This is a genomic window from Photobacterium sp. MCCC 1A19761 (genome assembly GCF_037389125.1).
Taxonomy (GTDB): domain Bacteria; phylum Pseudomonadota; class Gammaproteobacteria; order Enterobacterales; family Vibrionaceae; genus Photobacterium.
In genome coordinates this window covers 142,438-156,355 of the sequence record NZ_JAZGTF010000007.1, presented here as the reverse complement: position 1 = coordinate 156,355, position 13,918 = coordinate 142,438, and the positions used below count along the sequence as shown (strand labels likewise).

14 protein-coding genes are annotated in these 13,918 nt (G+C 56.7%); 12 read left to right on the top strand and 2 right to left on the bottom strand.

Translation table 11 applies throughout. The features are described from left to right. Positions 1–180: 180 nt before the first annotated feature. Positions 181–576 (top strand): hypothetical protein, encoded by a 396-nt coding sequence (locus VV869_RS09915; protein ID WP_337734784.1) that lies wholly within the window; start codon positions 181–183, stop codon positions 574–576. Positions 577–700: 124 nt separating this feature from the next. Continuing rightward, positions 701–1,039, top strand: a complete 339-nt coding sequence (gene glnB / locus VV869_RS09910; protein WP_261600737.1) for a nitrogen regulatory protein P-II — start codon at positions 701–703, stop codon at positions 1,037–1,039. Positions 1,040–1,133: 94 nt separating this feature from the next. On the opposite strand, the gene VV869_RS09905 is transcribed toward glnB, so the two are convergent. Beyond that, a complete protein-coding gene (locus VV869_RS09905; protein WP_337734783.1) occupies positions 1,134–1,745 on the bottom strand; it encodes a YitT family protein in 612 nt (203 codons plus the stop codon). Between the two features lie 511 nt (positions 1,746–2,256). Here VV869_RS09905 and glyA point away from each other — a divergent pair. From glyA to VV869_RS09855, 10 genes are all read left to right on the top strand, one after another. Further along, the gene (gene glyA / locus VV869_RS09900; protein ID WP_337734782.1) at positions 2,257–3,507 is read left to right on the top strand and encodes a serine hydroxymethyltransferase; all 1,251 of its coding nucleotides are present in this window, start codon (positions 2,257–2,259) and stop codon (positions 3,505–3,507) included. A 179-nt stretch (positions 3,508–3,686) separates the two neighbouring features. Further along, on the top strand, positions 3,687–4,136 hold the full coding sequence (gene nrdR, locus VV869_RS09895; protein WP_261600734.1) for a transcriptional regulator NrdR: 450 nt from the start codon (positions 3,687–3,689) through the stop codon (positions 4,134–4,136). Positions 4,137–4,184: 48 nt separating this feature from the next. Further along, positions 4,185–5,309: a bifunctional diaminohydroxyphosphoribosylaminopyrimidine deaminase/5-amino-6-(5-phosphoribosylamino)uracil reductase RibD gene (ribD, locus tag VV869_RS09890; RefSeq protein ID WP_337734781.1), complete on the top strand. Its 1,125-nt coding sequence runs from the start codon at positions 4,185–4,187 to the stop codon at positions 5,307–5,309. Between the two features lie 12 nt (positions 5,310–5,321). Further along, on the top strand, positions 5,322–5,981 hold the full coding sequence (locus VV869_RS09885; protein ID WP_337734780.1) for a riboflavin synthase: 660 nt from the start codon (positions 5,322–5,324) through the stop codon (positions 5,979–5,981). A 26-nt stretch (positions 5,982–6,007) separates the two neighbouring features. Beyond that, the gene (ribBA, locus tag VV869_RS09880; protein WP_337734779.1) at positions 6,008–7,111 is read left to right on the top strand and encodes a bifunctional 3,4-dihydroxy-2-butanone-4-phosphate synthase/GTP cyclohydrolase II; all 1,104 of its coding nucleotides are present in this window, start codon (positions 6,008–6,010) and stop codon (positions 7,109–7,111) included. Between the two features lie 201 nt (positions 7,112–7,312). Further along, entirely contained in the window at positions 7,313–7,783 is a 471-nt protein-coding gene (gene ribH / locus VV869_RS09875; RefSeq protein WP_261600730.1) for a 6,7-dimethyl-8-ribityllumazine synthase, read from the top strand. Then, positions 7,783–8,253 (top strand): transcription antitermination factor NusB, encoded by a 471-nt coding sequence (gene nusB / locus VV869_RS09870; protein ID WP_337734778.1) that lies wholly within the window; start codon positions 7,783–7,785, stop codon positions 8,251–8,253. The genes ribH and nusB overlap by 1 nt, the downstream gene beginning before the upstream one ends. 62 nt (positions 8,254–8,315) lie before the next feature. Next, entirely contained in the window at positions 8,316–9,290 is a 975-nt protein-coding gene (gene thiL / locus VV869_RS09865; RefSeq protein WP_337734777.1) for a thiamine-phosphate kinase, read from the top strand. A 3-nt stretch (positions 9,291–9,293) separates the two neighbouring features. Next, complete coding sequence (pgpA, locus tag VV869_RS09860; protein WP_337734776.1) at positions 9,294–9,779, top strand: phosphatidylglycerophosphatase A; 486 nt, start codon at positions 9,294–9,296, stop codon at positions 9,777–9,779. Between the two features lie 172 nt (positions 9,780–9,951). After that, a complete protein-coding gene (locus tag VV869_RS09855) occupies positions 9,952–11,988 on the top strand; it encodes a hypothetical protein (RefSeq protein ID WP_337734819.1) in 2,037 nt (678 codons plus the stop codon). 57 nt (positions 11,989–12,045) lie between these two features. Here VV869_RS09855 and dxs read toward each other — a convergent pair whose 3' ends face one another. Further along, a complete protein-coding gene (dxs, locus tag VV869_RS09850) occupies positions 12,046–13,905 on the bottom strand; it encodes a 1-deoxy-D-xylulose-5-phosphate synthase (protein ID WP_337734775.1) in 1,860 nt (619 codons plus the stop codon). Between the last annotated feature and the right edge of the window lie 13 nt (positions 13,906–13,918).

The following is a 13,918-nucleotide window of genomic DNA, read 5'->3' as shown; positions in this document are numbered from 1 at the left end:
TTGATGTGATAGGAAACAGCCGCTCTTCGGAGCGGCTGTTTGGTTTTTGGCGGTACCGTTCACAACATACGGATGCGAGCGGAGAATCAATTGAGTTGTTTAATCTTTACTCATAAAATGTCGCCTGGAAAGATGACTGCCATACGATGATGGCCCCCGTTTTATGGAAGAGAGCAGGGAATGGAACAACCCGGGTCCCACCGCAGGTTCAGCGCAGCGAAAGCGTTAGCGCTCCTCGTCATGATTTGTCTGATTCGATATCTGGAAAGCTTTGCCCTGATTTTCAGTGTGAAGCAAATCGGCATCGTGCCGTGGATCATTGCGATCCTGGTGCTGTTGTCCGGTATTGCGGCGGTTTTCGGTCTGTTTCGCGGCAACCAGTGGGGCTTCATCCCGCTGTATTTTTTCATCCCCGCAGCCACGTTGTTTTTTGGCATGAGCCTGATCCCGTATGTTCCCTTGTTAATTGAACCGGCCTACCGCGGTCTGGCGGTATTGGCGATCAATAGCGGCATCCTGATCTATGCGGTCTGGCTGTTGCTCAAGATGATGGAGACCCATGATCTGCGGTATTAACCGTTTGTTGCATCGCCGGATTTGGTATTAACCGGCCAGATCTGTGATAATACAGCCATGATTAATCAGGCAATTGGCGCAGACTGTGCGTTGATGACCTCTGCTCAGCATAGGACGAGGAAAGATGAAAAAAATTGAAGCCGTTATTAAGCCGTTTAAGCTTGATGATGTTCGAGAAGCGCTTGCAGAAGTCGGCATCACCGGGATGACGGTGTCGGAAGTCAAGGGCTTTGGACGCCAGAAAGGGCACACGGAGCTGTATCGTGGGGCCGAGTATATGGTTGATTTCCTGCCGAAAGTGAAGCTGGAAATTGTGGTGGCGGACGATGTCGCTGAACAATGCATCGAGACCATTATCGAGACGGCGCAAACCGGTAAAATCGGTGACGGTAAGATCTTTATGTTCGATGTTGAGCGTGTGGTGCGGATCCGCACCGGCGAAGAAGACGAAGACGCTATCTAAGACGCCTAAGATGCATTGCGGCGTTACTGAAAATGATGAAAAAGGCTTGCCCGTGGGCAAGCCTTTTTTGATCCGCTCGGTTGCAGTATGACAACTAACCGGCCACCGCCGAGCCACTGTATCGGCCGGGTTTGTGGTTCATGGCCAGTACCAGGTTCAGCATCACTGCCCCCAGTACAGACAGCGCCAGCGTCATCGGGCTGACCAGGAAGTAGGAGGCGATCAGGATACAGAGGTCAATCCCCATTTGCAGTTTGCCGGCCGACCAGCCGAACTTTTCCTGTAAATAGAGGACCAGCACATTGAACCCGCCCAGGCTGGTCTGATGGCGAAACAGGATCAGCATCCCCAGGCCCATCAGCAGGCCGCCGATCATGGCACAGTAAAGCGGCTCCAACCGGCTGATTTCCAAGACGTAGTGCATATGGTCAGTGATCAGCGAGACCAGACCGCCGGAAATAATGCTGGTGACGGCAAAAGCACGGCTCATCCGGCACCAAGCCATCAGGTAGAACGGGGTATTGAGCAGAAAATACAGCTGGCCGAACGACAGGTCGATAAACTGGCTGAGCAAAAGGGCAAGACCTGTGGTGCCGCCGGTTAGCAAGTGGGCTTGCTGAAGAAAGAACACGCCCTGGGCGACGACAAAGGTGCCGGTCAGGATCGCAATGATGTTCTCTTTATGGGAATGATGATAACCGCTCAAAAAATCAGACTCCTTGTTTCTGACTAGATCCGAGCGCCGTGACCGGGTGATCAGGACGGTGGGATCTGAAGATGCTTGCTGGCGGCAATCATACTGGGTGAGTCCGCAAAACGAGAAGTCGGTCTCGGAAATGGCTAATTCAACTGTGTCATTAAATTTGTACAACTTTGTAAACTATTAATTTCATAATTTCCTTGCAAAATTGAGATGGTGAACTAAAGAGCGCTGATGATGGCTTCATCAAGATGAAAGGAATTCATGCAGGCATGGAAAATAAACATGTAGAAATCGTAAGAAAAAGGGTAATCAGGACTATCTGATCCGGATCAAATTCTGTAAAATACAGCGCTATGTACCAAGGTGACGAAAACGTTTGCGTTCAGGCGGTGCCTGGCCTCATGTTTTTTCAGTTTTCACCGAAAATTACGGTTTACCATTCATTCGCAGACAGAACGGTTTTTTTAGTGCTTCTGCGGGTGTGTATGAGAACAATCTGAGTCAGGAGATACAGATGCTAAAGCGCGACATGAATATTGCCGATTATGACGCAGAACTTTTTGCAGCTATTCAGGAAGAGACTGCGCGTCAGGAAGAGCACATCGAGTTAATTGCCTCTGAAAACTACACCAGCCCGCGTGTAATGGAAGCACAAGGTTCTCAGCTGACCAACAAATATGCCGAAGGTTACCCGGGTAAGCGTTACTACGGCGGTTGTGAGTACGTTGATAAAGCAGAGCAACTGGCGATCGATCGTGCTTGCCAACTGTTCGGTGCCGAGTACGCCAACGTTCAGCCGCATTCCGGCTCACAAGCCAATAACGCGGTTTACATGGCCTTGCTGAATGCCGGGGATACCGTTCTGGGTATGAGCCTGGCCCACGGTGGTCACCTGACCCACGGTTCTCCGGTAAACTTCTCCGGCCGTCTGTACAACATCGTGCCTTACGGCATCGATGAAGCGGGCAAAATCGATTACGAAGAAATGGAAGCCCTGGCGGTTGAGCACAAGCCGAAAATGATCATCGGTGGCTTCTCTGCCTACTCACAGGTCGTTGACTGGAAACGCATGCGTGAAATCGCAGACAAAGTGGGTGCTTACCTGTTTGTCGATATGGCGCACGTGGCGGGCCTGATCGCGGCTGGCGTTTATCCGAACCCGGTACCGCACGCACACGTGGTCACCACCACAACGCACAAAACCCTGGCCGGTCCTCGCGGCGGTCTGATCCTGTCGAACGGCGGCGAAGATCTGTACAAGAAACTGAACTCAGCCGTGTTCCCGGGCGCGCAGGGCGGCCCGCTGATGCACGTGATTGCAGCCAAAGCGGTGGCCTTCAAAGAAGCGATGGAACCAGAATTCAAAGAATACCAGGCGCGCGTGGTTGAGAACGCCAAGGCGATGGTCGGTGAGTTCCTGGAGCGTGGCTACAAGATTGTTTCCGGCAGCACCGAAAACCACCTGTTCCTGGTTGATCTGATCGACAAAGGCATCACCGGGAAAGAAGCGGACGCAGCACTGGGCGCGGCCAACATCACCGTGAACAAGAACAGTGTGCCGAACGATCCGCGCAGCCCGTTTGTCACCTCAGGCATTCGTCTGGGTACACCGGCCATCACCCGTCGTGGCTTCACCGCGGAAGATGCCAAGCAACTGGCTGGCTGGATCTGTGACATCCTGGACGACGTGAACAATCCTGCTGTGATTGAAGCAACCAAGGCGAAAGTGCTGGAAATCTGTCAGCGCCTGCCTGTCTACGCCTAATCCGGCGGAGCTCGCCCGGCGCAGCGCAACCGGGGCGGCAAAACGCAAGTGAAAGCAAACGGCACCTGATTCAGGTGCCGTTTTGTTTTATCCGCCAGAATCATAAGAAAAACCCGGCCCGAAGGCTCAACAGCGGCGAGAAATGGGTTACACTGAGGCGACGAGTATGAGGAGGCAAGATGCATTGTCCTTTTTGCGGTGCAAATGACACCAAAGTAATCGATTCCCGTCTGGTGGCAGACGGTCATCAAGTCCGTCGCCGTCGTCAGTGTCTGGCCTGTAATGAGCGTTACACGACGTTTGAAACGGCAGAATTAGTGATGCCTCGGGTGATTAAAACCAATGGCAGCCGTGATCCGTTTAATGAAGAGAAGCTGCGGGGCGGGATTCAACGCGCCCTGGAAAAGCGGCCGGTCAGCGCGGATGATATCGAGCGCGCCATTAATACAATTAAATCCCGTCTGCGGGCAACCGGGGAGCGGGAAGTGCCGTCTGAAATGATTGGCAACCTGGTGATGGAAGCGCTGAAAGAGCTGGATAAAGTTGCCTATATCCGCTTCGCATCCGTGTACCGTAGTTTTGAAGATATTCGTGAATTTGGTGAAGAGATCGCCAGATTGGAAAAATAAGTGCTGGCGGCACCCTGCCGCCGCCTGAACCATGATAAGCAAACCCTGATGTTTTCATCGACTGACCATGCCATGATGCTGCGGGCCATTGAACTGGCAAAACGCGGCCGTTTCACCACTGCCCCGAATCCTAATGTTGGCTGTGTCATTGCCCACGGCAGCGACATTGTCGGCGAAGGGTATCACTATCAGGCCGGCCAGCCTCACGCGGAAGTGTTTGCTTTGCGGGCGGCTGGCGACAAAGCCCAAGGGGCCACCGCCTATGTCACCCTGGAGCCGTGCTCTCATTTTGGCCGGACGCCGCCGTGTGCCGAGGCGCTGATCAGTGCCGGGGTTGCCCGGGTGGTCTGTGCCATGGTTGATCCGAACCCGCAAGTAGCCGGGCGCGGGCTGAAAATGCTGCGTGCAGCCGGGATTGCAGTGCAGTCGGGCTTACTCGAAGCAGATGCCGAAGCGCTGAATCCGGGGTTCATCAAACGGATGAAAACCGGCAAGCCGTTCGTGCAGCTTAAGCTGGCGGCCAGCCTTGACGGTCGCACTGCCCTGGCGAACGGCGAGAGCAAGTGGATCACCTCACCGGCGGCGCGGGCAGACGTGCAGCGTTACCGCGCTCAGGCCGGGGCGATTCTGTCAACCAGCGCCACGGTGCTGGCCGATGATCCGTCGCTCAATGTACGCTGGGAAGAGCTGGGCGAGGCCGCGCAGCAGGATTATCCGCAGGCATCACTGCGCCAGCCGACCCGGGTGGTGATTGATAGCCAGAACCGGATCACTCCGGCCCATCGCCTGATTGGCCTGCCGGGACAGACCCTGCTTGCGCGGCGTGCGGCGGGGAGTGAATCCTGGCCGGCATCGGTGCAGCAGCTAGTGGTGCCGACGACAGAATGCGGCCTGCTGGATCTCGACGCCCTGATGAGCGCGCTGGTGAAGCAGGATATCAACCATGTATGGGTGGAAGCCGGGGCCGCGCTGGCGGGGGCCTTGCTCTCTGCCGGGCTGGTCGATGAGCTGATTGTCTATCAGGCACCAAAGCTGATGGGCAGCGACAGCCGGGGACTGATTGACCTGCAAGGGTTGACCACGATGACCCAGGTACCGCTGCTGGATATCCGGGATGTTCGCATGGTGGGTCCGGATATTCGGATCACCGCGCAAATCAAACAAGCAATTTAAGGAAACGCCTTCATGTTTACTGGCATTATTGAAGCCGTCGGAACCATTACGGCGCTGACTCCGAAAGGCAAAGACATTTCTGTGACGGTAGATTCCGGCAAGCTCGATCTATCCGATGTAAAATTGGGAGACAGTATTGCAACCAACGGCGTCTGCCTCACGGTGGTTGCACTGACCGGTAAGGGTTATGTGGCCGATTTGTCGTTAGAGACCCTCCAGCGGACCGCGTTTGCGACGTACCGTACCGGCCAGGCGGTGAACTTGGAAAAAGCCATGCTGCCGACGACCCGGTTCGGCGGCCATATGGTGTCCGGCCACGTGGATGAGGTGGCGGAAATTATCGAGCGGAGCCACACCGGCCGAGCCATTGAATTCTGGGTTCGGGTGCCGGCGCATCTGGCCAAATACATTGCTGAAAAAGGCTCGATCACGATTGATGGGATCAGTCTGACCGTCAATGCCATCCGGGGCGATGAGTTTAAACTGACCATCGTGCCGCACACCGCTGCCGAAACCACGATGGAATCTTTCCAGCCGGGCCGCAAAGTCAACCTGGAAGTGGATGTGATCGCCCGCTATCTGGAGCGATTGATGCTGGGGGATCGCGCCGCTGAAAAAGCGCCGGCAGTGACAATGGATCTGTTGGCAAAATCCGGATTCTTGAAATCATAAAGAGCAAACAGGAGAAGGGGAACATAATGGCTTTAAGTAGTGCAGCAGAGATCATCGAGGATATTCGTCAGGGTAAGATGGTGATCCTGATGGATGATGAAGATCGCGAAAATGAAGGCGATCTGATCATGGCCGCGGAAAAGATCACCCCTGATGCCATTAACTTCATGGCAACCCACGGACGGGGACTGATTTGCTTGACCCTGACGCAAGACCGTTGCCGGCAGCTGAATCTGCCGCTGATGGTGCAGGACAATACCGAGCAGTTCAGCACTAACTTCACCATTTCGATTGAAGCGGCCGAAGGTGTGACCACCGGGATTTCTGCGGCAGATCGCGCCCGGACGGTGCAGGCAGCCGTAGCGGCGAATGCGACACCGTCGGATATCGTGATGCCGGGCCATGTGTTCCCGCTGATGGCGCAGCAGGGTGGAGTACTGGCCCGTGCCGGTCACACAGAAGCCGGTTGTGATATCGCCCGCCTGGCTGGTCTGGAGCCGTCGAGCGTGATCGTTGAAATTCTCAATGAAGACGGCACCATGGCCCGTCGCCCGGATCTGGAAGTGTTCGCCGAGAAGCACGGCCTGAAGCTGGGCACCATTGCCGACTTGATCGAATACCGCAATACCAACGAAACCACCATTGAGCGCGTGGCCGAGTGCCGCCTGCCGACGGCGTTCGGTGAGTTTGACCTCATCACCTACCGTGACACTATCGATAACGAAATCCATTATGCGTTGCGCCAGGGACAAGTCAGCCCGGCTGAGCCGACGCTGGTGCGGGTGCATGTACAGGATACCTTCAAAGACATTCTGCACTCCGGGGCGTCGCAATGGACCCTGTCGGCAGCGATGCAGCGAATTGCTGATGAAGGTGGGGTGATGGTGATCCTCAATCGCCATGAATCACAAGAGGCGACGCTGACCAAGATCCAGCATCTGGCCGCGCAGGAAGCCGGCAAGCCGATGGTGAAACTGAATCCGAAAGATCAGTCGCGTCAGGTCGGGGTTGGCTCGCAAATCCTTGCCGATCTCGGGGTGGCCAAAATGCGCCTGTTGTCCTCAACGCACCAGCGCTATCATTCGCTGTCCGGTTTTGGCTTGGAAGTGGTTGAGTATATCTGCGAATAGCAGGGCCCGGCGCTAACCCGTTGGTTCACTTCTCAGCGGCGCTCAAGCTGCCGGGAATTTCAAATTGAATTGGATTGAGAAGCCACAGGAGGCCGGATGCCATTGCGGGATGCGGCCCATAAGTAAATTGGTATAACCCATAAATTGTGGTAGACTCCCGCGGTTTCTCAAACCGGAAAAGACATAGTCACAGGAAGGCCCATGAAGGTTATTGAAGGCGCCATCGCGGCACCAAATGCAAAAGTTGCTATCGTAATTTCACGTTTCAACAGCTTCATCAACGAAAGTCTGTTGGAAGGCGCACTTGATGCGCTGAAACGTCAGGGTCAGGTGAGTGATGACAACATCACAGTTGTTCGTTGCCCGGGTGCCTATGAGCTGCCGCTGGTGGCACAGCAGATTGCCAAGAGCGATCGTTACGATGCGATTGTTGCGCTGGGCTCTGTGATCCGTGGCGGTACACCGCACTTTGATTATGTTGCCGGAGAGTGTAACAAAGGTCTGGCGCAGGTTGCTTTGGAGTACAATACTCCGGTTGCATTCGGTGTTCTGACTGTTGATTCTATCGAACAAGCCATTGAGCGTGCCGGTACCAAGGCTGGTAATAAAGGGGCAGAGGCTGCACTAAGCGCGCTTGAAATGGTCAATGTCCTGTCCCAAATCGAATCCTAATGGGGGTTACTGTGAAACCAGCCGCACGTCGAAATGCACGTCAGTTTGCTGTCCAAGCGATTTATTCTTGGCAAATTACCAAAGGCAATGTTGCCGATATCGAGCAACATTTCCTGTCCGGGGATAAGTTTGAAGAAGAAGAGTTCCAGGCTGAAGCACCAGTTCTGGCCGCTCCGCATACAGACGTCGCCTACTTCCGTGATCTGTTCACTGGTGTGGTTCTGAACCACCAGGAACTGGACAGCAAAATGCGTCCGTACCTGTCGCGCCCGCTGCAGGATCTGGATCAGATGGAACTGGCACTGCTTCGCCTGGCGATGTACGAAATGGTCAAGCGTGACGACGTTCCTTACAAAGTGGTTATTAACGAAGCGATCGAGTTGGCGAAAATCTTCGGCGCGGAAGACAGCCACAAGTTTGTGAACGGCGTGCTGGATAAAGCAGCACCAACACTTCGCAACAAAAAGTAAGCGATTGAAGACGATAGAGGGCCAGCTAAGCTGGCCTTTTTTCTATCTGGATCTGAAAAAGTATGGCTAGTAACGAATTTGATTTGATTGCCCGCTATTTTGAGCATCAGGCCGTCAGCCGCCGCGATGTGATCTTACCGATTGGGGATGATTGCGCGCTGTTGGCGGTGCCGGTTGGCAGCCAGTTGGCCGTCAGTACCGATACCCTGGTAGCGGGAACCCACTTTCTGGCTGAGGCCGATCCGGCCAGAGTCGCCCATAAAGCCTTGGCTTCCAACCTGAGCGATCTGGCGGCCATGGGCGCGACTCCGGCCTGGGTGTCGCTGGCACTGACCCTGCCCGAGCCGGATGAGATCTGGCTGGCCGGTTTCTGTCAGGGCTTTTTTGCCTTGGCTGAATATTACAATGTTCAGCTGGTCGGCGGGGATACCACCAAGGGCCCGCTCAGCATTACCATCACCGTGCATGGCTTTGTGCCACAGGGCGAGGCGCTGACCCGAAGCGGAGCGAACTCGGGCGATTGGGTGTACGTCACCGGCAACCTGGGCGACAGTGCCGCCGGTCTGGCACTGGTGCTGGGGCAACAGCAGGTGGAAGACCCGCAGCTTCGGGACTGTCTGCTGGCGCGTCATTATCTGCCGCAACCGCGGATCCTGGCCGGACAGGCCCTGCGTGGCATTGCAACCGCCGCGCTGGATATCTCTGACGGCCTGATTGCCGATCTCGGCCACATCCTGACCCGCTCCGGCCTGGCGGCGGTGATCGATGTGGATAAACTGCCGCTGTCGCCGGAATTGTGCCGGTTTGCGCCAGAGCGGGATCGCGCCTTGCAACTGGCCCTGAGCAGCGGCGAAGAGTACGAGCTTTGCTTTACCGTGCCGGAGCAAAATCGCGGCGCGATCGAGACTGCGCTGGCGCACAGTGGGGTTCAGGCAACCTGTATCGGTCAGCTCCGCTCCGGTCAGGGGATCACCCTAATGCGCGGTGAGGTGCCGCTGGATTGGCAGCTTCATGGCTATGACCACTTTGCGGAGTAACTTGTGGCAAATCCAAAAGATAAAATTAACCTGAAAAATCCCTGGCATTTGTTGGCCACCGGCTTCGGTAGCGGCCTGTCGCCGGTGGTGCCGGGTACCATGGGCACGCTGGCTGCGGTCCCGTTTTACCTGTTGATGGCCGAATTGCCGTTTACCCTCTACCTGCTTCTGATCCTGGTGGCGTCGCTGGTGGGGATCACTATCTGTCAGAAAACCTCCGATGATATGGGCGTGCATGATCACGGCAGTATTGTCTGGGATGAGTTTGTCGGCTTCTGGATCACCATGGCGGTTGCGCCAGTGGTGAATTGGCAGTGGCTGCTGGCCGGTTTTGTGCTGTTTCGCTTTTTTGACATGGTTAAGCCGTGGCCGATCAGCTGGCTGGACAAGCATGTTCACGGCGGGCTCGGGATCATGGCCGATGATCTGTTGGCCGGGGTGATGGCGATGATCAGCTTATGGGCTCTGGGCTACGGCCTAGGCTGGTAATTTCCCGCATGACACACGGAAAAACACCGCGCACTCGCGCGGTGTTTTATTTTTAAGAAAAATAATAAAAATCAGGAGACTAGCTGCACATCGACTAGGCTGTAAGTAAGTTATCCGGTGAAACCTGTGGTGAGTCATGCTGAATCGGTGGTGGCGGTGCGCCTTGCTCTTGATGGTTTGGATCGTGTTTCCGGGCTATTCCCAAGTCTTTCCTTCGACAGGTACGGCCTGGGTCCTGCCCGGCGGGTGGGATGAGCCGGAGGCCACCTCTTACTTCGATACCGCGGATGCGGTGAAACAGTGGGAAGGGCGTCACGCTGATCTGGTGCTGGGGAGCATGCACGATGCCACGGTCAACGAGTCGTTGATTGCCATCGGCTACATCTACAGCCAAAAGCTCAATTGTCGCCCCGGTCCACAGACGGCTTGGCTGAGCCGCGAAGCGGCGAGCCGGGGACTGGACCTGGAAGACGGCTACCTGCACTTTGCCGAAGATACGGTGCTGGCGGTTGAGCAATTCAGCAGCGGTCTGGATTACCTGCTGGAAGCTCAACCGTACCATTTATTGCTGGTTCGCAATGATCAGTATTCGACTGCTCGTCTTCCGCTCACCCTCCAGCCCGGCGATGCCCTGATCGCCATGGCCTCTTATCCGTTTGACAGCGTGCAGATCACGGCCCTTCAGCCGCCGCAGGCGAGCCGGGCCGTTGCCGATGACGCGGGAGCCGTCGGGGACTGGCAGCCGGTGGCGCTGCGCTGGCAGAGCCAGGTTGGCGAGGCAAAACAGCTGATCCAGACCGGTACAATGGTGCAGGCTGGCGCCTGGCACAGTGTCAGGGCCGTGTATCAGGGGCGTCAGCTTAACAGTGGTAAGCGCGGCCTGCAGAATGGCCTGAAAACCTGGATGATCCGGCTCCAGTGGCCGATGGCCACCCGGGTGCACGGGCTGCGGTTTGAGCCTTGGCTGGCGCAGGAGCCGGGCAGTTTAGCCATTCCGGGGTGGGATGGGAAAAACGATCGCAATGGGGACGGTTACATTGATGATGCTGAATTTGCTGATCGGGCGAACGGCAATGCCAGTGCCCGCTTTCGCCATCAGGCCCGATTGATCCCGGCCGGTCACCAATGGCCCGGCACCTGCTGGTACCGGACGAATTTTGCAGATCCGGTCTGGAATCAGCTCAGAGCGGGCTGGTATCAGGCCGACTGGCTGCGCCAGGGGCTCAGCGGTGGTTACAACGATGATATGGCCAAGCTGCTGGGCGAGAATCAGTTCCGGGTGACTCAGGGGGGCCGGATTGCAGAGCTGTCCGAGCGGGCCGGAACGGCTTCGGCGGCCACCACTTACGCGGCGCAGCAGGCCGATTTTTTACAGTTGGTGAAACAGCGCACCGATACCCATTGGCTGGCGGCCAATATTTCGCGCCTGAACGTGTGGCAGGATTCGGTCTGGCCGGCCGAGCTGCGGTCAGTGGTCGATCTCTGGCTGCGGGAGCACTATCTCCATCCGTCGATGGGGCTGACGCGGATGCAGCAGGGCTGGGAGCAGTTTGCACTGGGCAAAGCCGGGGACAAAAGCCTGATCATGGCTTCGGTGAAGGGCGGCAGAAGTGATCTGTCACCGACGTCGGCCCGGGCCTGGCAGCTGGATATCGAAACCGGTCTGGCGCAGTATTATTTCTTTAATTTGCCGGGGCTGACTTACTATCACAGCTGGAATCAAACCCACCTGTATGGCAGCGGGAACACCACGGCGCGCAACTGGTACCGCGGGGGCGTGCCGAAGAACTGGGCCTACCAGCCGACCGGGATGCTGAATGTCGATATCGGTCACCCGATCGCCCCGCCCGGCGGCTATAAGCTGGTGCAGTGGGTGAACGGCAAGGACAGCGCGAAGAGTACGGCCACCCAGCTGGGCAATATTCCATTGCTGCCGGCCAACTGGTTCTGGCTCTACCGGAGCGGTTGGTATGGCGCGGTGCCGAATGAAGGGGTGATGGCGCGCCGTTACAGTGACGGCTTGGTGGTGTACCGGGCGGTGAAAGCGCACGATGTGCAGGGTTTCCTGCTGGCTCAGCCGCTGCGGGTATCGCTGCCGGGCGATTACCAGCGGGTGTATTATGACGGTAGCCTGAGCGAGCCGATCCGCTATATTGAGCTGGGCGGTTATGAAGGGGCGGTGATGAAACGTGTGACGTCTTCGGAGTAACGACAAAAACGGCTCCGCAAGGGAGCCGTTTGAACGCGTTGAACGAGAAGGGCGGACTTAGTCCAGGTAAGCGCGGATCTGCTTTTCGATGCCCGGGCCGTCAATCTCCAGCAGGGCATGGAGCTCGGCCTGGGTGCCTTGCTCGATGAAGCGATCCGGCAGGCCCAGGTTCAGCACCGGCTTGAGGACTTTCTGCTTCATCAGGAATTCATTGACGCCGCTGCCGGCACCGCCAGCGATGGCATTCTCTTCAACGGTCACCAGCACATCATGGTTGGCGGCCAGTTCCAGGATCAGCGCCTCATCCAGCGGTTTGACAAACCGCATGTCTGCCACTGTGGCATTGAGGTTTTCGGCCGCTTCCAGCGCGTAGCCCAGCATGGTGCCGAAGCTGAGGATCGCAATCTTTTCTCCCTGACGGCGCACCACGCCTTTGCCGATTTCCAGTGCCGTCATCTCGCGCTCCGGCGTGATGCCGGTGCCGCTGCCGCGCGGATAGCGTACTGCGCTCGGCCCCTGGTGCATGTGGCCGGTGTAGAGCATCTGGCGGCATTCGTTCTCATCGCTCGGTGCCATGATCACCAGATTCGGGATACAGCGCATATAGCTGAGATCAAACGAGCCTTGGTGCGTCTGGCCGTCGGCACCGACCAGACCGCCGCGGTCGATGGCAAACATCACCGGCAGGTTCATGATGGCGACATCGTGGATCAGCTGATCATAGCCGCGTTGCAGGAAGGTCGAGTAAATCGCCACGACCGGGTGATAGCCGCCGATGGCCATCCCGGTTGCCAGGGTGACGGCATGCTGCTCGGCAATCGCGACGTCAAAATACTGATCCGGGTATTCTTTGGAGAAGCGGACCATGCCGGAGCCTTCACGCATCGCCGGGGTGATCGCCATCAGCTTGCTGTCTTTGGCGGCCATGTCGCACAGCCAGTCGCCAAAGATATTGGAGAAGGTCGGCAGGCTCTTGGCTTTCGGGATTGGATTCTGGGTCAGGTCGAACTTCGGCACCGCGTGGTAGTTGATCGGATCGGCTTCCGCCGGCGCATACCCTTTGCCTTTTTTGGTCATGATATGCAGGAACTGCGGCCCTTTGAGGTTGCGCATGTTCTTCAGCGTTTTGACCAGCTCTCCCACATCGTGGCCGTCGATTGGGCCGATATAGTTAAAGCCCAGCTCTTCGAACATGGTGCCGGGCACCACCATCCCTTTAAGATGCTCTTCAGCGCGTTTGACCAGCTCTTTGATCGGCGGCGCGCCGGAAAGCACTTTCTTGCCGCCTTCGCGGAAGGTGGTATAGAGGTTGCCGGACAGGATCCGCGCCAGTTGATTGTTCAGGGCGCCGACGTTTTCCGAAATTGACATCTCGTTGTCGTTGAGGATCACCAGCATGTCGGAATGCACATCTCCGGCATGGTTCATGGCTTCAAACGCCATCCCGGCCGTAATGGCGCCGTCGCCGATCACGCTGACCACCTTGCGGCCCAGGCCTTCTTTCTCGGCGGCAATCGCCATGCCGAGACCGGCGCTGATGGAGGTCGACGAGTGGCCGACCGACAGGACGTCGTATTCGCTCTCTTCCCGCCACGGGAACGGATGGATACCATCCTTCTGGCGAATCGTCGGCATCGCCTCGCGGCGGCCGGTCAGAATTTTGTGCGGATAGGCCTGGTGACCCACATCCCAGATCAGGTGATCAAACGGGGTGTTGTAGACATAGTGCAGGGCCACGGTCAGCTCTACGGCACCCAGGCCGGAGGCAAAATGACCACTGCTGCGGCTTACCGTATTCAGTAAATAGGTCCGTAGCTCATCACAAACCGCAGGCAGGCTGTCTGCAGGGAGCAAACGGAGTTCATCTGGGGTGTTGGCCAGAGCCAGATGCGGGTATTTTGAAATATCCAGTGTCATAATTTGGCGCTTT

Excerpts from the sequence above, each read along its gene's own strand:
- VV869_RS09915 (WP_337734784.1), top strand. The coding sequence starts at position 181 with ATGGAACAACCCGGGTCCCACCGCAGGTTCAGCGCAGCGAAAGCGTTA.
- glnB (WP_261600737.1), top strand. The coding sequence starts at position 701 with ATGAAAAAAATTGAAGCCGTTATTAAGCCGTTTAAGCTTGATGATGTT.
- glyA (WP_337734782.1), top strand. The coding sequence starts at position 2,257 with ATGCTAAAGCGCGACATGAATATTGCCGATTATGACGCAGAACTTTTT.
- nrdR (WP_261600734.1), top strand. The coding sequence starts at position 3,687 with ATGCATTGTCCTTTTTGCGGTGCAAATGACACCAAAGTAATCGATTCC.
- ribD (WP_337734781.1), top strand. The coding sequence starts at position 4,185 with ATGTTTTCATCGACTGACCATGCCATGATGCTGCGGGCCATTGAACTG.
- VV869_RS09885 (WP_337734780.1), top strand. The coding sequence starts at position 5,322 with ATGTTTACTGGCATTATTGAAGCCGTCGGAACCATTACGGCGCTGACT.
- ribBA (WP_337734779.1), top strand. The coding sequence starts at position 6,008 with ATGGCTTTAAGTAGTGCAGCAGAGATCATCGAGGATATTCGTCAGGGT.
- ribH (WP_261600730.1), top strand. The coding sequence starts at position 7,313 with ATGAAGGTTATTGAAGGCGCCATCGCGGCACCAAATGCAAAAGTTGCT.
- nusB (WP_337734778.1), top strand. The coding sequence starts at position 7,783 with ATGGGGGTTACTGTGAAACCAGCCGCACGTCGAAATGCACGTCAGTTT.
- thiL (WP_337734777.1), top strand. The coding sequence starts at position 8,316 with ATGGCTAGTAACGAATTTGATTTGATTGCCCGCTATTTTGAGCATCAG.
- VV869_RS09855 (WP_337734819.1), top strand. The coding sequence starts at position 9,952 with ATGGTTTGGATCGTGTTTCCGGGCTATTCCCAAGTCTTTCCTTCGACA.
- dxs (WP_337734775.1), bottom strand. The coding sequence starts at position 13,905 with ATGACACTGGATATTTCAAAATACCCGCATCTGGCTCTGGCCAACACC.